Source organism: Streptomyces filipinensis (assembly GCF_014649495.1).
Classification (GTDB): Bacteria; Actinomycetota; Actinomycetes; order Streptomycetales; family Streptomycetaceae; genus Streptomyces; species Streptomyces filipinensis.
In genome coordinates this window covers 72335-88078 of the sequence record NZ_BMTD01000016.1, presented here as the reverse complement: position 1 = coordinate 88078, position 15744 = coordinate 72335, and the positions used below count along the sequence as shown (strand labels likewise).

Genomic DNA, 15744 nt, shown 5'->3' with positions numbered 1-15744 from the left:
GCACGACCGCCCCTGGCTCAGCCTGCCGCGTAGACGTCCTCCACATAACGCCCGTCCGCCACCAGCGCGTCGAGCCACCGCTCGGCCGCCGCCTCGTCGCCGCCGGGCGTGCGCTCCCGGTACAGCGTGCGGAACGCCTCCCGGACGCCCGGCGCCATCCGGGCACCGTCACCGCAGACGTACACCCGCGCACCCGAGCCCAGCAGCTGCCAGACCTCGTCGGACTCGGCGGCGATGCGGTGCTGCACGAACGCGGCGCCGTTCACCGGGGCGGCGCTGAAGGCCGCACGCAGCGAGACCGCTCCGGCCGCCTCCGCGTCCCGTAGTTCCGCCGCGTGCAGGAAGTCGGCGTCGGGGGCGTCGCAGCCGAAGTACAGGAGCGCGGGCGGGAGTTCGGCGCCGGCGGTGCGGGCCGCGGCGCGGTCGGCGACGGCGCCGCGGAACGGGGCCAGTCCGGTTCCGGCGGCGACCATCACCACCGGTGCCGAGCCGTCGACGCGGAAGGCCTCGCGACACGGCTGGACGCGGGCGTACACCGTGTCGCCGGGCCGCAGGGCGGCGAGGTGGCCGGAGCCGGTGCCCCGGTAGCGGCCCCTGCCGGAGCGGGCGGGGGCGTCGAGCACGGAGACCATGAGGTCCACGTGGCCCGCGTCGACGGCCGGCGAGGAGGACACCGAGTAGGTGCGGGGCCGCAGCGGGGTCAGCAGGTCCAGCAGCTGCGGCCAGCCCAGGGCGCCGCGCAGGGCGGGGTGGTCCTCGGCGAGCTCCACCAGGGTGCGTGGATCGTCGCCGGTCAGGGCGGCGAGGGCGGCCCGCTCGGGCGGGCAGGGGTTGGCCTCGGCGAGCAGGGCCAGCTGCCGCGCGGTGGGCCGTTCCTGCACCTCGACGTGGTGGGTGAGGAGTTCCCGTACGGTCAGCGGGCGGTCCACGGCGAGGCCGTCGCGGCGCGGCCGGGTGGCCCGGATGTCCAGGACGGCGTCGGGGTCGAGGCCGAACGCGGCGACGGCGCGGTCCACCAGGCCGGGGGCGTTGGCCGGCAGGACGGTCAGGTGGTCGGCGGTGCGGTAGGTGGTGCCCTCGGGCAGTGCGACGCGCAGGAACCTCTTGGTGCGCGGGTGGTCCGGCGCGGTGAGGTCGTACGCCTCGGTCACGGTCATCGGGACCAGCTCGTGCCGCTGGGCGAGGGCGTCCAGCGGGCCGCCGGCGAGCGTGCGGACCTCGTAGGCGTGGGCGGGCTCGTCGGCCGGGGCGCCCTGCGTGGTGTCGGGGTCGCCGTACTCCGTCAGGAGTGCCGCGCGCATCCGGGCCGTGAACTCCCGGACGGTGCCGGACAGATCGCCGGAGGCGTCGGCGGCGGCCCGGTCGGTCAGGCGGGTGGCGCCGAGTTCGGCGAGGCGGGCGTCGACGCGGGTGGGGACCTGCTGGTAAGTGGCGGCCCAGTTGCGGTCGCCGACGCCGAGGACGGCGTAGGTCACGCCGGTCAGGTCGGGGGTGCCGTCGAGCCATGCGGTGAAGGCGCCGGCGTCGTCGGTGGGGCGGCCGTTGTAGGAGGCGGCGGTGATGACCACGGGCCGGCCGGTGGGCAGCCCGTCCGCGTAGGCGTCCAGCGCGGCGACCTCGGTGGCGCAGCCGACGGCGGCGGCCTCGTCGGCGAGCTGGGCGGCGAAGGCGCGGCAGGTGCCGTAGTTGCTGCCGTGCAGGAAGAGGACGCCGGTGCCGGGGCGGACACGGGCGGGGAGCGGGTCCGGGGCGGACGTCCGGCCGGACTGCGCGGGGAGGGCGCCGGGGAGCGGGGCGTGGACCCGGTCGGCGGGGGTGCGCGGGGTGAGCGCGAGGGTGAAGCCCTCGGGCTTCAGGGTGAGGGTCTCCTTCACGGAGAGCCGGTAGTCGGCGTGGTCGTGCAGCCGGTAGCGGTGCACCAGCATGGCGAGCAGCATGGTCGCCTCGTGGAGCGCGAACTGCCGTCCGATGCAGGCGCGTTCGCCGGTGCCGAAGGGCTTGAAGGCGTGCACCGGGCGGGCGGCCTCGGCCTCGGCGGTGAACCGCTCGGGGTCGAACAGCTCCGGGTTGTCGCCCCACACGGGCTGTCGGTGCAGCATCGGGGTGAGCACGGTGACGGCCTGGCCGGCGGCGAGCGGGATCCGGCCGCCGAGGAGGGTGTCCTCGCGGGCGTGGCGGCTGAAGGCGGCGGCCGTGGGCCACAGCCGGAGCGCCTCGTTGAGGACCTGGCGGGTGTAGGTGAGCCGGCCGATGTCGTCGTACGACGGCTCGGGGTCGGCGGTGTCGCCCCAGAGCGCGTCGGCCTCGCGCTGCACCAGCCGGAGTACGGCGGGGTGCCTGGCGAGGTAGTACAGGGCGAAGGACATCGCGCCGGAGGTCGTCTCGTGGCCGGCGATCAGGAAGGTGATGACCTGGTTGCGGATGTTGGCGGCGTCCAGGGTGGTGCCGTCGGCGGGGTGCGGCGCGCTGAGCATCAGTCCGAGCAGGTCCTCGGCACCGCTCTGGTCGGTGCCGGTGCGGGAGGCGATGACGTCGTCCACGACCCGGGCGAGATAGCCGGCGTCCGCGCGGAACGCCGCGTCGGCCGCGGAGTGGTCCTCACCGGGGGTGCGGGCCAGCTGGGTCATGCTCCACTCCAGGCAGCGGACCATCGACTCCACGAAGGGGTGCGGCTCGTCGCGCTCGAAGGAGCCGAAGTCGTAGCCGAACCCGGCCAGCCCGATGGTGTCGAGCGTCATGCGGGTCATGTCGTCGGGCACGTCGACGCGCCGCCCGGCGCGCGCCGCCCGGTCCCAGGACTCGATGAGCCGGCGGGCCACCTTGAGCATGACGGGGTGGTAGGTGCGCATGGAGCCGAGCGCGAAGGCGGGCATCAGGATGTCGTGCGCCTTGGCCCAGTTGGGCTCGTCGTTGTACGCGGTGAACAGGCCGTCGGCGGCGAAGGAGCGGACGTTCTCCAGCGCGGGGCCGATGTGCTTGGCGAACCGGTCCTCGTCGGCGAGGTCCGCCACCAGGCCGGCGTCGGCGACGAACAGCGCGTCCCGGCCGTGCAGCCGGCGCACGAGCACCGGGCCGTGGGTGCGCATCAGGCCCATGATCTGCTGCAGGGGGGTGCGGCCGGGACCGGTGGCGGTGATGTCGACGACGGGAACGCCGGGCAGGGTGGCGGCCGGGTCCGGGTGCACTGCGGTGGGGGGCATGGCGCGACAACTGCCTTTCGCGGTGACGGAGTACTCGCGGTAACCGAGTACTGCGTCCCAGGGTGCTCGACCGGCGGGACGTACTCGTGCCACCGCACTACACGATCGCGCAGTCAAAAATCGGTCACGGGGCTTGCGCGGGCCCGCGCCGGGCGTTGGGCCACGCGCGCTCGCGGTCCGTGGGGTTTGCCGCTGACCTGCCTCTTCGTCTTGGATGAGGGGGCTGGCTCGGCACTTCGGGAGGTAGGCGTGGATGCGGGGCAGGCCGACGGAGTCGTGTGGCGCAACCGGGCCCTGATGCTCTTCGACCGGGTGTCGGTGCCGGTCGCGGTGTGCGATGTCCACGGCCGGGTGGTGCTGGCCAACCCGGCGATGGCGGCGGAGTGCGGGACGGCGCCGGGACGGCTGCGCGGCCGGGACGTGCTGGAGCTGTTCCGCCCGCAGGAGGCCACGCAGGTGGAGCGGATCGCGGAGGCACTGCGGCTGCGGCACCGCTCGCGCTACCAGGTGTCGGTGCGCTGGCGGGCGCCCGGTGGGGCCGAGCGGTTCGGGGAGCTGACGGCCGACCCGGTCAGCGACACCGTGGACGAGACGCCGGCGCTCCTGGTGATGCTGCGGGTGCGGGGCGAGAGCGCGCCGGCCGAGCCCGAGCCGGCGCGGGTCACTCCGGTGGAGGGCCGGGTGCTGGCCTTGCTGGCGGGCGGCGCCACCACGACGGGCGCCGCCCGCGAACTGGGGCTCAGCAAGGACGGCGTCACCTACCACCTGCGCCGTCTGTCGGCCCGCTGGAACGCCTCCAACCGCACCGAACTGGTGGCGCGGGCCTACGCCTTGGGTGCCCTGTCGCCCGGGGTGTGGCCGCCGGAGCCGAGACCGGCGGACGCGGAGTGAGGCACGCCGGCCCCGGAGCGGGCCGGCGCGGAGCGGCACCGGAAATCCACTGGCCCTCCTCCCCTCGCCTACTTACGCTAGCCATGAACCTAGGGATATTAGGTTACGGCCGCGCATCCGAAAGGACTCCCTCCATGAGACCGCTCACCGAGCAGGACATCCGCAACTCCTTCGTCAACTGCTCCAAGGGTGAGGCCCAGCGACTGGCGGTGCCCCGGGACCTCGGCCAACACCCCTGGGACGACCTGGACTTCCTCGGCTGGCGGGAACCGGGGGCGCCCGACCGCAGTTATCTGGTGACCGAACGGGACGACCGGCTCGTCGGCGTCGCCCTGCGCCTGACGACCTCACGGCGCGGGTTCCTGCACCGCAGCATGTGCTCGGTGTGTCTCACCACGCACCCCGGTGGCGGAGTCTCGCTCATGGCGGCGCGGAAAGCGGGTGCGGCGGGCCGCGAGGGCAACTCGGTCGGCCTGTACATGTGCACCGACCTCGCGTGTTCCCTGTATGTGCGGGGCAGGAAGGTGCCGGAGTCCGGCGCCCGGTTCGAGGAGAGCCTGACGACCGAGGAGCAGATCGCCCGCGCGACGGGCAACCTGTCCGCTTTCATCGACAAGCTGTACGTCTGACCACCCGGCAGGCCACACCCGGGGCGCCGCTGTTCACTCCGCGCTCAGCACGATCTTGCCCCGGTTGTCCCGGCTCTCCAGCCGCTCGTGCGCGACCCGCGCCCGCTCCAGCGGCAGGACGGTCTCGACCGGCACCCGGTACTCGCCCGCGGCCACCCGCTCGGCGAGTTCGCGCAGGTCGGGGCGCGGGTCGTAGCCGTGGATCTGCAGGTTGGTGAGCTGGAAGCCGAGGATCGCGATGTTCTTCGGGTAGAAGTCCCGGGTGTCGAGGGTGGTCGGCTGCAGGGCCACGTTGGCGAGTGAGACGACCCGGCCGCCGTGCGCGGTCTCGCGCAGGCTCCGGCGCAGGGCCGGGCCGCCCACGGTGTCGAGGACGACGCCCGCACCGTGCCCGCCGGTGAGCCGCAGCACCTCCTCGACCTCGCCCTCGTCGGCGTACCGGGAGGTGTCGACGACGACGTCGGCCCCGAACTCCCCGGCCCAGGCGGCCTTCTCCGCCGATCCGGCCAGCGCGATGACCCGGGCGCCGGCCCGCGCCGCGATCTGGACGGCCGCCGTGCCGACCCCGCTCGCCGCGGCCTTGACCACGACCGTCTCACCTTCGGTGACCCGGGCCAGGCGGCGCAGGCAGTACCAGGCGGAGAGCCAGGCGACCGGCAGGGCCGCCGCCGTCGTCAGGTCCAGGCCTTCGGGGAGCGCGGTCACCTGTGCGGCGGACACGGCGGCCGACTCGGCGTAGAAGCCGGGCGCGTTGACGCCGTCCAGGGCCATCACCCGCTGCCCCACCCGGAATCCGGTCACACCCTCCCCCAGCGCGGCCACGGTGCCGGCCGCCTCCGCACCGGGGATGAGCGGGGGGCGCCCCGCCCGGTGGTACGAACCGGCGCGCAGCAGCGCGTCCGCGCGGTTCACGCCCGCCGCCGCGATCCGCAGCAGCACCTGGCCGGGTCCGGGCACCGGGTCCGGCACCTCCACCGGCACCAGCACCTCGGGTCCGCCGAACTCCTCGATCCGCACCGCACGCATGACACACCGTCCTGTTCCCAGACGCCGGCGGCCACAGCGGCCATCGGCCGGAGCGAGGCCGCCGGTACCGGCACAGCCCACTCCGGCGGCGGCGCCGGCACCGCCGTACGAAGGCCGGCGCCCCTTTGGACACCGGTTGAAGTGGTGTCACCATGCGACACCGGTCCAACCGGTGTCAAGACACCCCATGAAAGGGTGTCGCGAGGTAGGCTCGCCCCATGACCACACCGCCGGACCCCGCCCCCGCCTTCCCCTTCCTCGGCGGCCGTCCCTGCCTCGACTTCGTCGCCACGCTCGGCAAGCGGCACGCCACGCCCGTGGAGCGGATCCCCGACCCCGCCGCCCTGGCCCGCTGGATCACCGAGGCCGGGCTGGCAGCCGGGGACGGTCCGGTCGCGGTCGCCGTACGGGACCTCGCCGAGGCACGCACCCTGCGCGAGGCGGTGTACCGCGTGCTGCGGGCGGCGATGACCGGGCGGGACGCGGACCCGGCGGACGTCGCGCTGGTCAACGAGGTCGCGGCCGGTCCCGACCTCGCCCCCCAGCTGGGCCCGCGACGCTGGACGGCCCGCCATCCGGCGCGTGCCGCGCTGGCGACCGTGGCCCGGGACGCCGTCCTGCTGGTGGGCGGCCCGCTGCTGGAGCGCGTCAAGGAGTGCGGGAACCCGGACTGCTCGCTGCTGTTCCTCGACGACTCCCAGGCCCGGCGGCGCCGCTGGTGCTCGATGGAGCGGTGCGGCAACCTCGCGAAGGTCGCCGGCTACCGGTCGCGCAACCGGGCGGCCTCGACGCGGTGAAGGTGGATCAGCACGTCGTGGCTGCGGGCCGGCGCGATGTCCCAGGGGCCGTCGGGATAGGCGGTGCCGATGCTGCGGGTCGGCCGGGCCCGGTCCAGCCAGTCACGGGCGGGTGAGCGGAGCGTGCGCAGGTCCACCAGGTAGTCGCGAAGACGCACGCGGTCCAGGGTGGCCTCGTTGGTGCCCGGCCCCGCCGGCCCGAGCGTGAAGCGGTGGATGGCGCCGTCCGTGCCGGTGGCGTTGAACGAGCCCCGGTCGAAGGTCAGGCCCACGCTCACGTACCCGGCCCCGAGGCGGTCCCGCAGGAAGGCACCCTGCATCTTCGGGTACTGGGCGGGCTGCTGCGACACGTACCCGACATGGGCGTCGTGCGCGGACAGCAGCACCTTGCCGCCGGTCCGCCGCCGCCACTCGGTCACGTTCGCGGCCATCGTCGCGTCGCGGTAGCGCATGCTCGCGGCCAGCTGCGCGGGGTCGTCGAAGTCGTAGGCGTACTGGCGGGCGACCTGGTCCACCGCCGTGGCGTTCCGCACGGCGTCGTCGAACGCCGCCCGGTCGCCGCCCGGCCCCAGCCGCTTCAGCAACGTCAGCGCGCGGCCCGCCCGGCCGGCCATCTCCGCGCGTTCGGGATACGGCGTGTGCAGGTAGTGCTCGATGTACGGTCCGGTGGCCAGGGCCGGCCGCAGCCCGCGGTACAGCCCGGCGAGCCGGGCGGAGGCCTCGGGATGGGTGCGGGCCACATAGCCGGTGACCGTGTCGTAGACCTCGGGTCCGGCCCAGCCGATGTCGTCGCCCAGGAAGCGGACGGGATCGCCGGGGTGGCGGACGTTGTAGGCCCGCATCCACTCCAGGAGCCGCAGGTAGTCGGTGTTGTCCCACCACAGGTAGTCCCGCTGGAACTCCTCGCGCATGATCCGGCGGGGGTCGCCCTCGCCGTGCACCACGTAGTCGTCCAGGCGCCGCCCGGTGCTCCAGGGAGCCTCCAGGGCGAAGGTGCGGAAGCCCTTCTTCTCGACCAGATGGCGGAACACCCGGTCCTTGAGGGCGAAGAACTCGTGCGAACTGTGCGTGGCCTCGCCGAGCCCGACCACCCCGGCGCCGCCGATCATCCGGTCCAGGGGGCGCAGGTCGCCGTCGGGGCCGCCGGGTTCGACGGTCCGCAACGGGTGGGCGGCTCGGTCGAGGGCGGCGACGACCGGGCCGTCGGTGCGCGCCGGGACGCTCGTGCGGGCCGCCGCGGGGACGGGTTGCGCGGCGGCCGCCGGTAAGGCCGTGGCACCGGTGGCGCAGAGGCCGGTGAGCAGGGCGAGGACGGCGGTGATCCGATGTCGTGTCATGCCTCAAGGCTGGTGGCCCGGCACGGGGCGGAACCATACGGTTGTCCACCGCTTCACCGCTGCGGACAGCCCCCTGCCGACGCGGGGGACGGCCGGTGGCCACGGTCCGCCCGCGAAGGCCCGGGGCCCGCCCGGTCAGGGCCCGGGAGGCGCCCCGCCACGTCGGCACGGAGAGCCGCCCCGTGGCCCGCGCCGTTCAGTGCGCCGCGGGCGCCCACTCCGGGTCCCGGCCGAGGAAGGCGAGCAGGGCCGCCGCCTCGTCCCGGGCCCCGTCGGACGCCAGGGCGGGTGCGAACACGCCGTACGTGCGCAGACGCGGCACCAGATGACCGGCGGCCGGCCGCAGCCCCGCGGCCAGTTCCGGTGCGAGCGGCCGGTCCTGACCGGTGGCGACGGCGATGTCCCAGGCGTGCACGGCGGCGTCCAGCGCGCCCGCGCCGGCGGCCAGCGGCAGGGACAGCGGGCCCAGCGGGGTCGGCACGCGCTCGGAGTCGGCGGGCAGCTGCGCGTAGCCGTCGGCCACCGCGTCCAGGACCTTGTCCAGCTCGGCCACCGGATCGCCGTGGAGGGCGTCGTCCGGCTGGAACGGGTCCTCGCCGGGCCGGTCGGCGACCAGCGTGAGCGCGTAGGCGTGCTGGTCGATCCGCGCGTGGTTGAGGACCTGCCGCACGGTCCACCCGGAGCACGGCGTCGGCCTGCCCCAGGCCTCCTCCGGCACCGCGGCGACCACTTCGCGCAGGTAGGCGTGCGCCTGCTCCAGCACCTCGACGCCCTCGGCCTGCCCGACACCCTTGCTCTGCCCCATGTCCGAACCCTTCCGTGGCCTCGCGGCGACCTCCCCACCGCTGAGACCACCGTAGGAGCACTTGCGGACAGCCACGGTCCTCAACCGGGCACGTTCGACCCGGCGGAGGAACGGGAACAGGCCAAGGGATGCACGACGTACGGAAGTGGACCGCGGGACCGCTGCGCCTGCTGAAGCGCCGCCGGCAGCCGGTGGTCGTCCAGACACTGCGGTCGGCGACGGCGGCGACGATCGCCTACGTCGTCGCGCTGCGGCTCAGCCCCGAGCCGGCCCCGCTGACCGCGCCCCTGACCGCGCTGCTGGTCGTCCAGGTGACCTTCTACGCCACCCTCACCAACGGCATCCGCCGGGTGAACTCGGTGGTGGCCGGGGTACTGGTGGCGATCGCCTTCAGTGTGCTGGTGGGGCTCACCTGGTGGAGCCTCGCCCTGCTGATCGTGGCCTCGCTGGCCGTCGGGCACCTGGTGCGGGTCGACGAGTACGTGGCCGAGGTGGCGATCAGCGCCATGCTGGTGCTCGGCGTGACCACCGTCGGGTTCACCGCGTGGGCCCGGATCGTGGAGACGCTGATCGGCGCCGTCGTCGGGACGGCCTGCAACCTGCTGCTGCCACCCCCGGTGTGGGTGGACGAGGCGGGCCGCTCGATGGAGGACCTGGCGCGCCGGGTACGGCAGCTGATGCTGCGGATGGGCGAGGAGGCCGCGGGCCGGATCCCCTGGGAGCGGGCGGCCGAACGGCTGCACGAGGCCCGCCGGCTGGACCAGCACATCGCTCATGTGGACGCCTCGCTGCGGCAGGCCGAGGACAGCCTGCGGCTCAATCCGCGCGTCAAGGAGGGGCTGCTGCACCGGGTGGTGATGCGCACCGGCCTGGACACCCTGGAGATCTGCACGGTGGTCCTGCGGGTGCTGGCCCGTTCCTTCACGGACCTGGCGAAGTCCCGCGGGGCCGAGGACCTGTTCCCGCCCCGGGTCGGGGTGACCGTGGAGCAGCTTCTGTCGGAGATCGCGGACGCGGTGGTCAGCTTCGCGGTCCTCGTCACCACCCATCTCAGCGAGAACGCCGAGTCGGCGGAGTCCCGTCTGTCGGCCGAGCTGCACACGGCGGCCGGCACCCGCGACCGGCTGGCCGAGCTGCTGCGGGAGGAGGTCGCCAGGGACTGGGCGAACTGGCAGCTGTTCGGGGCGGTGCTGACGGAGACGACCCGGATCATCGACGAGCTGAACACCGAGCACCGCACCCGCCGTCTGCTGGAGGAGCTGGACCGGGTCTCCCGTGAACACAGGGCGAAGCTGCCCCGGATGACCCGGCTGCGTGAGCGGCTCGGGGTGCAGGAGGAGCTGTGGCGGAACCGTGCGGGGTTCGGCGAGCGTTCTCTGTGAGGAAGGCGCCGGCCAGAGCCGGTGCGGATGCTGCCGGGCGGGCCGGCGCGAGGCGAGGGGGACGGGATGGCCGGTTCCGGGGTGCGGATCGACGGGAACAGGCTGCGACTGCCGGGCGGGGTGGCGGTGCGGTTCGTCCGCACGCTGCGGCTGCCGGAGAAGGGCACGCATCCGCTGCCGCCGGGCCTGGGCGAGTTCCCCGTCCGCCGGGTCGAGGACCACGCCGACACCGTGCCGGCCGAATGGCGGGCGCGCGGCGGGGTGATGCTCCCGGTGTATCTGCGCGAGGCGATGTGGCTGAGCTTCTCCGGCACCAGGGAGCCGGCGGCGCTCCAGGTCGGCGTCGGCAAGGTGTGCGCGGTGTCCGGCCGGCCCTGGAGCGACCGTCTCGCCCGCGATCCGCAGAACTACGTGGTGCTGCCCCGCCAGCCCTGGCTGGACGGCATCAACTCCGGCAAGGGGACGGTCCGCCAGTTCGTCGCCGTGCCGCTGGGTCTCGGCGCGACGGTGGAGGGGCAGGTCACCGGCGAGGAGGTGTGGGGCGGGGTGCAGCTCCAGTCGTTCCCGCTGAAGGAGCCGGTGCTCGCCGAGTGGCGGCGCCTTGAGCGGGAGCGGGAGGAGGCGCGCCGCAGGGCCCTGCCGGCCGGGCCGGCGGGCGGGTTCGGCGCGGCGATGCCGATGATGGCGCCCGCCCCGGGCGGTGCCCCGGCCATGCCGGCTGCTCCGGGCGCGGCCCCGCCGCCCGCCGGTGCGGCTCCCCGGCGCGCCGCGGCCATGGGCCTGGGCGTCGGCGGCTCGATGCGCCAGGAGGTGTACCGGGACGACCGGCCGCTGACGGACTGGTCCGAGGCGGCCGCCGGGCGGGTGTTCGTGCACCTGGTCACGCCGCCGGAATGGCGCCGCATCACCGGCGAGGCACCCCCGCCGTCGCCGGTGGACCGGGCGGCGTACACGCGCGCGGGCCTGCCCTGGTACGACTACTACGACGCCGACGCCGAGGATCTGGCTCCCGCGGACACCCTGGAGGCGGTCAAGCCGGTCGGCGACTGGCTGGGCGACGACCTGGACCCCTGGCAGCCGCCGGCCGCGGGCCAGGTGACCCCGCTGAAGGACGCGCAGGGCGAGCCGGTCGACGACGGGGAGTGGTAGACCAACCAGCCGTTGCATGGTGTGCAACGGCCGTTGCCCGTCTTGCCCTTGACGGTGGAGTCAGGCCAAGGTTGCTGTCACGAGCGGGGCAACCGACGACCTGAGGTGCGGCATGGACAGGGAGGCACGGGCGGCGCGACGGGGAACTCCCCGGCCGGGGCGGCAGTCCGCGGGCGGCTGGAGCCGGCGCCGGTTCGTCGGGGCCGTGGCGGGCGCGGCGGCCGTGGTCGCGGTGCCGTCCCCGGCGGCCCCGCCGGCCGGACCGCCGGCCGTGGCGGACGAGCCCAGGGCCGGCACCCCTGCCCGCCAGGCGTCCGGGCCGCGTCCGCTGTACGTGGGCACCTACACCTCCGTCGACGGCGGCGGCACCGGCATCGGGCTGGCCGCCTACGACCCGGCGAGCGGCCGGATCACCGGTTCCGGCACGCTCACCGGCGTCCCCGACCCGTCGTATCTCACCGTCCACCCGGACGGCCGCACGCTGTACGCGGTGGACGAGCGCGAGGAGGGCGCCGTGACGGCGGTACGCCTCGCGGACCGGCGGGTGCTCGGTGCCCGCGGCACGGGCGGCGCGGGCCCCTGCCATCTGTCGGTGCATCCCTCGGGGCGCTGGCTGCTGAGCGCCGCGTACGGGTCGGGCAGTGTCGCCGTGCATCCGATCGACGCCTCGGGGGCTCTCGGCGAGCGCGCCGACCTGGTCACGCACACCGCTCCGCCACCCGGTCCCGGGCAGCAGGGGCCGCACGCGCACCAGTTCCTCACCAGCCCGGACGGCGGCCATGTCCTCGCGGTCGACCTCGGCACCGACACCGTCTACAGCTACCGCCTCGACCAGGCGAGGGGCACCCTGACGGAGGTGGCGCAGGCGCACACGCGGCCCGGGGCCGGGCCGCGTCATCTGACCTTCCACCCGGGCGGCCGGTCGGCGTATCTGGCCAACGAGGTGGACGACACGGTCGCCGTCTGCGGCTACGACCCCGCGTCGGGCCGGCTGACGATCGGCGAGCCGCAGCCGACCGGCTCGGACGGTGGCACCAATTATCCGGCACAGTTCGTGGTGACGGCGGACGGCCGGTTCGCGTTCCTGGCCAACCGGGGCCACAACAGCCTCGCGCGGTACGCGATCGAGGCCGACGGCACCCGGCTGCGGTTGCTCGGCACGGTGCCGGTGGGCGGGGACTTCCCGCGGCAGATCGCCCTCTCGCCGGACGGCGCTCTGCTGTTCGCGGCGAACCAGCGCTCGGGTACGGTCACCGTCTTCCACGTGGACCGGGACAGCGGCGGGCTCCGGTCGGCCGGCGAGCCGTTCGCCTCACCCGTCGCCGTCTGCGCGCTGCCGCTGTAGCGCGCGGGGGCAGGCTGCGGCACCGGCCTGTGCCAGCAGGGCGTGCATGCGCTCGGTGAGCTGGGCGACGTCGTCGGCGGGCGTGTGAAAGGGCAGCCGTACGTCGCCGTGGGCGCGGGTGCGCTCGATGCGCAGGGTCAGTCCGTGCCGGTCGACGGCGAGGGGCAGCACGCGGGTCGCGGCGTGCAGGCTCTCCGGGCGCACGAGGCGGGTCAGCCGCTCGACGGCGTCCGGGTGGGCGTCGGCGAGGTGGGTGAGGAGCCGGGCCTCGGCCTCGGCGAGCGGGTCGGGCCGAGCGGCGGAGTACTCGTCGAGGTCGACGACCACGGCCCCGGAGGACTGCCGCAGCACCACCCGCGTGGGCCTCAGCACCAGGGCACCGCGGTCCGGGGCCAACCAGCCGGCGAGGTGGAGCCGGGCCCGGATCCGGCCCCGGACCGGTACGGGCGCCACGTCGGCGAACTCCAGCACGGCGGAGGGTTCCTGGCGCGGGGCGCACAGGGCCGCCGCGAACAGGGCGCTGCCGTCGGGCACCGTCAGGCGTACGGCGCCGTCGTCGGTCACGGTGTGCGCGCCGACGTGTTCCTCGCGGGCACCGTCCGCGGTCACCGCGCACGACCAGGCGGCGGCCAGCACCGACCGCGCCCGTTCCGCCGCGCCGGGTGCGGCCGTCCAGTCCTGCGTGTCACCCATCCCGAGACCTCCTTAGGTAAGCCTTGCCTAACTTATCGAAGATCGGGGCGCACGCCAACCACACCCCCACCGGCGTGCGGGATCAGGCGATGACGCCCAACAGCGCCCGGGCGCACAGGTCGCGCACCTGCTCCCGGGTCAACTCGCCGTCGCGCAGCCACTCCAGGCACACGGCCGTGGTGAAGGCGAGCCAGCCGCGCACGGCCAGGCGCACCCGCGGAGCGCCCCCCAAGGCGGGTCCGAACTCGGGGTCGGCGGCGAGCGCGGCGAGGATCTGCCGCTCCTGGGCGGCCAGGGCCCGCCGGTAGACCCGGCGTACGGCCTGGTCGCCGGCCGCGTCGGCGCGATGGAAGGCGCGGAAGCCGTGCGCGTGGGCCTGGACGTAGGCGAGGTAGGCGTCGAGGCCCGCGCTGAGCTGCTCGCGCACCGGCACGCCGGGCACACCCGCCGTCATGCGCAGCATCCGCTCGCTCTCGCGCTCCACGACCGCCGCGAAGAAGTCCCGCTTGGTCGGGAAGTAGTGGTACAGCAGCCCCCGGGAGACCCCGGCGATCTCGGCGACCTGCTCGATCCACACGTCGTCGTAGGGGCTCTCCGAGAAGAGTCTCGCGCCGACCGACAGCAGCTGCTCACGGCGTTCCTCGGTGCTGAGGCGGCGCCGGACGCGCTCCCCCTGGTTCGCGGGCATGGCGTCACTTTACTTGACGTGGGTTCAACAAGCGGCCCACACTGGAACGCGTTATTGAACCCACGTACAACACGCGCGTTCAGGGATCAACGTCCGCTGGATCAAGGGAGATCGGCGTCATGGCGGGGACAGCGGGGACGAGGCAGACGGGGACGAGGGAGCCGGGCCCGGCGAAGGGCTTCCGGAGTGCCGAAAAGGGCTGGCCCGAGCTGCACCGCATCCCGCATCCGCCGCGCCGGGTGCCGCTGCTCGGCGATGTGCTCGGGGCCGACCGGCGCAGGCCGTTGCAGGACTCCATGCGCTTCGCGCGCGAGCTGGGGCCGGTGTTCCGGCGGCGGGCCTTCGGCAAGGAGTTCGTGTTCGTGTGGGGCGCGCCGCTGGTCGCGGACCTGGCCGACGAGTCCCGGTTCGCCAAGCATGTCGGGCTGGGCGTGGCCAATCTGCGGCCGGTCGCCGGGGACGGCCTGTTCACCGCCTACAACCACGAGCCCAACTGGCAGCTGGCGCACGACGTCCTGGCGCCCGGGTTCAGCCGGGAGGCCATGGAGGGGTACCACGGCATGATGCTGGCGGCCGCACAGCGGCTGACCGATCACTGGGACCGTGAGGCGGCGGCCGGGCGCGGGGTGGACGTGCCCGGCGACATGACGAAACTGACCCTGGAGACCATCGCACGCACCGGCTTCGGGCATGACTTCGGCTCCTTCGAGCGGGACCGGCCGCACCCCTTCGTGACCGCGATGGTCGGCACCCTCACCTACGCCCAGCGCCTGAACAGCGTGCCCGCGCCGCTGGCCCCGCTGCTGCTGCGCGCCGCCGCCCGGCGCAACGCCGCCGACATGGCGTACCTCGACCGCACGGTCGACGGCCTGGTCGCGGCCCGCCGCCGCTCCGGACGCGGGGACGGCGACCTGCTGGACCGGATGCTGGAGACGGCGCATCCGCAGACCGGCGAGAAGCTGTCGGCGGAGAACGTCCGCAAGCAGGTGATCACCTTCCTGGTCGCGGGCCACGAGACCACCTCGGGCGCGCTCTCCTTCGCCCTGTACTACCTCGCCCGGCATCCCGAGGTCGCCGCCCGCGCCCGCGCCGAGGTGGACCGGGTCTGGGGCGACACCGAACGGCCCGCCTACGACCAGATCGCCAGGCTGCGCCAGGTGCGCCGGGTGCTGGACGAGTCGCTGCGGCTGTGGCCGACCGCGCCCGCCTTCGCCCGCGAGGCCCGCCAGGACACGGTCCTCGCCGGCGAGCATCCGATGCTGCGGGGCGCCTGGGCGCTCGTCCTCACCCCGATGCTGCACCGCGACCCTCAGGTGTGGGGCGAGGACGCCGAACGCTTCGACCCCGACCGCTTCGAGGCAGCGGCCGTACGGGCCCGGCCCCCGCACACCTTCAAGCCCTTCGGCACCGGAGCACGGGCCTGCATCGGCCGCCAGTTCGCCCTGCACGAGGCGACCCTGGTCCTGGGCCTGCTGCTGCGCCGCTACGACCTGTCGGCCGACCCCGCCTACCGGCTGAGCGTGACGGAACGGCTGACGGTGATGCCGGACGGCCTGCGGCTGCGACTGGAGCGGCGCCCGGCGCCGACGCGGGCCCCGGCGCCCCCCTCGGCGCTAACGGAGGCGCTCAGTACGCCGGGGGCCTGCCCCGCGCACGGCGTGGACGCGCCCGCGGGCACGGGGGAAGGCCCGGGGCGGGCGACGGAAACCGGCGAAGCCGCGCCGGTCACCGTCCCGGCCGACGGTTGTCCGGTGCGCCGGCCGGCGCACTGATCCCGGCGGCCACGCCGGGCCGCTGTCGAC

13 protein-coding genes are annotated in these 15744 nt (G+C 74.8%); 7 read left to right on the top strand and 6 right to left on the bottom strand.

Annotated features, from left to right (window positions below):
• Nucleotides 1-17 precede the first annotated feature (17 nt).
• Complete coding sequence (locus tag IE244_RS30225; protein WP_191876733.1) at nucleotides 18-3200, bottom strand: bifunctional cytochrome P450/NADPH--P450 reductase; 3183 nt, start codon at nucleotides 3198-3200, stop codon at nucleotides 18-20.
• A gap of 249 nt (nucleotides 3201-3449) precedes the next feature.
• On the opposite strand from IE244_RS30225, the gene IE244_RS30220 reads away from it, so the two are divergent.
• Both IE244_RS30220 and IE244_RS30215 read left to right on the top strand, forming a co-directional pair.
• Nucleotides 3450-4091 (top strand): PAS domain-containing protein, encoded by a 642-nt coding sequence (locus tag IE244_RS30220; protein ID WP_191876732.1) that lies wholly within the window; start codon nucleotides 3450-3452, stop codon nucleotides 4089-4091.
• A gap of 134 nt (nucleotides 4092-4225) precedes the next feature.
• The gene (locus IE244_RS30215) at nucleotides 4226-4720 is read left to right on the top strand and encodes an FBP domain-containing protein (protein ID WP_191876731.1); all 495 of its coding nucleotides are present in this window, start codon (nucleotides 4226-4228) and stop codon (nucleotides 4718-4720) included.
• A gap of 33 nt (nucleotides 4721-4753) precedes the next feature.
• Here the strand turns inward: IE244_RS30215 and IE244_RS30210 are convergent, their stop codons facing one another.
• Complete coding sequence (locus IE244_RS30210) at nucleotides 4754-5746, bottom strand: quinone oxidoreductase family protein (RefSeq protein ID WP_191876730.1); 993 nt, start codon at nucleotides 5744-5746, stop codon at nucleotides 4754-4756.
• Nucleotides 5747-5964: 218 nt separating this feature from the next.
• Between IE244_RS30210 and IE244_RS30205 the strand changes: the two genes are divergently transcribed.
• On the top strand, nucleotides 5965-6543 hold the full coding sequence (locus IE244_RS30205; protein WP_191876729.1) for a CGNR zinc finger domain-containing protein: 579 nt from the start codon (nucleotides 5965-5967) through the stop codon (nucleotides 6541-6543).
• On the opposite strand, the gene IE244_RS30200 is transcribed toward IE244_RS30205, so the two are convergent.
• Complete coding sequence (locus tag IE244_RS30200) at nucleotides 6507-7880, bottom strand: erythromycin esterase family protein (protein WP_191876728.1); 1374 nt, start codon at nucleotides 7878-7880, stop codon at nucleotides 6507-6509. The genes IE244_RS30205 and IE244_RS30200 overlap by 37 nt on opposite strands.
• Nucleotides 7881-8076: 196 nt before the next feature.
• Nucleotides 8077-8685, bottom strand: coding sequence for a TIGR03086 family metal-binding protein (locus IE244_RS30195; protein ID WP_191876727.1), 609 nt, complete (start codon nucleotides 8683-8685; stop codon nucleotides 8077-8079).
• Nucleotides 8686-8813: 128 nt separating this feature from the next.
• On the opposite strand from IE244_RS30195, the gene IE244_RS30190 reads away from it, so the two are divergent.
• The 3 genes from IE244_RS30190 (at nucleotide 8814) to IE244_RS30180 (ending at nucleotide 12561) form a co-directional block, all read left to right on the top strand.
• Nucleotides 8814-10067, top strand: a complete 1254-nt coding sequence (locus IE244_RS30190; RefSeq protein WP_191876726.1) for an aromatic acid exporter family protein — start codon at nucleotides 8814-8816, stop codon at nucleotides 10065-10067.
• A 66-nt stretch (nucleotides 10068-10133) separates the two neighbouring features.
• A complete protein-coding gene (locus IE244_RS30185; protein ID WP_191876725.1) occupies nucleotides 10134-11216 on the top strand; it encodes a hypothetical protein in 1083 nt (360 codons plus the stop codon).
• Nucleotides 11217-11328: 112 nt separating this feature from the next.
• Nucleotides 11329-12561 carry a lactonase family protein gene (locus IE244_RS30180; RefSeq protein WP_191876724.1) on the top strand — a complete coding sequence of 411 codons (1233 nt, stop codon included), beginning with the start codon at nucleotides 11329-11331 and terminating at the stop codon, nucleotides 12559-12561.
• Here IE244_RS30180 and IE244_RS30175 read toward each other — a convergent pair.
• A complete protein-coding gene (locus tag IE244_RS30175; protein ID WP_191876723.1) occupies nucleotides 12529-13254 on the bottom strand; it encodes a DUF2470 domain-containing protein in 726 nt (241 codons plus the stop codon). The two genes, IE244_RS30180 and IE244_RS30175, sit on opposite strands and share 33 nt — an antisense overlap.
• A gap of 82 nt (nucleotides 13255-13336) precedes the next feature.
• A complete protein-coding gene (locus tag IE244_RS30170) occupies nucleotides 13337-13942 on the bottom strand; it encodes a TetR/AcrR family transcriptional regulator (protein WP_191876722.1) in 606 nt (201 codons plus the stop codon).
• 119 nt (nucleotides 13943-14061) lie between these two features.
• On the opposite strand from IE244_RS30170, the gene IE244_RS30165 reads away from it, so the two are divergent.
• A complete protein-coding gene (locus tag IE244_RS30165) occupies nucleotides 14062-15714 on the top strand; it encodes a cytochrome P450 (RefSeq protein ID WP_191876721.1) in 1653 nt (550 codons plus the stop codon).
• Nucleotides 15715-15744 lie beyond the last annotated feature (30 nt).

What these genes read in the sequence shown, in the direction of transcription:
- IE244_RS30225 (WP_191876733.1), bottom strand. Translation starts at nt 3,200, where the DNA reads ATGCCCCCCACCGCAGTGCACCCGGACCCGGCCGCCACCCTGCCCGGC.
- IE244_RS30215 (WP_191876731.1), top strand. Translation starts at nt 4,226, where the DNA reads ATGAGACCGCTCACCGAGCAGGACATCCGCAACTCCTTCGTCAACTGC.
- IE244_RS30210 (WP_191876730.1), bottom strand. Translation starts at nt 5,746, where the DNA reads ATGCGTGCGGTGCGGATCGAGGAGTTCGGCGGACCCGAGGTGCTGGTG.
- IE244_RS30205 (WP_191876729.1), top strand. Translation starts at nt 5,965, where the DNA reads ATGACCACACCGCCGGACCCCGCCCCCGCCTTCCCCTTCCTCGGCGGC.
- IE244_RS30200 (WP_191876728.1), bottom strand. Translation starts at nt 7,880, where the DNA reads ATGACACGACATCGGATCACCGCCGTCCTCGCCCTGCTCACCGGCCTC.
- IE244_RS30195 (WP_191876727.1), bottom strand. Translation starts at nt 8,685, where the DNA reads ATGGGGCAGAGCAAGGGTGTCGGGCAGGCCGAGGGCGTCGAGGTGCTG.
- IE244_RS30190 (WP_191876726.1), top strand. Translation starts at nt 8,814, where the DNA reads ATGCACGACGTACGGAAGTGGACCGCGGGACCGCTGCGCCTGCTGAAG.
- IE244_RS30185 (WP_191876725.1), top strand. Translation starts at nt 10,134, where the DNA reads ATGGCCGGTTCCGGGGTGCGGATCGACGGGAACAGGCTGCGACTGCCG.
- IE244_RS30180 (WP_191876724.1), top strand. Translation starts at nt 11,329, where the DNA reads ATGGACAGGGAGGCACGGGCGGCGCGACGGGGAACTCCCCGGCCGGGG.
- IE244_RS30175 (WP_191876723.1), bottom strand. Translation starts at nt 13,254, where the DNA reads ATGGGTGACACGCAGGACTGGACGGCCGCACCCGGCGCGGCGGAACGG.
- IE244_RS30170 (WP_191876722.1), bottom strand. Translation starts at nt 13,942, where the DNA reads ATGCCCGCGAACCAGGGGGAGCGCGTCCGGCGCCGCCTCAGCACCGAG.
- IE244_RS30165 (WP_191876721.1), top strand. Translation starts at nt 14,062, where the DNA reads ATGGCGGGGACAGCGGGGACGAGGCAGACGGGGACGAGGGAGCCGGGC.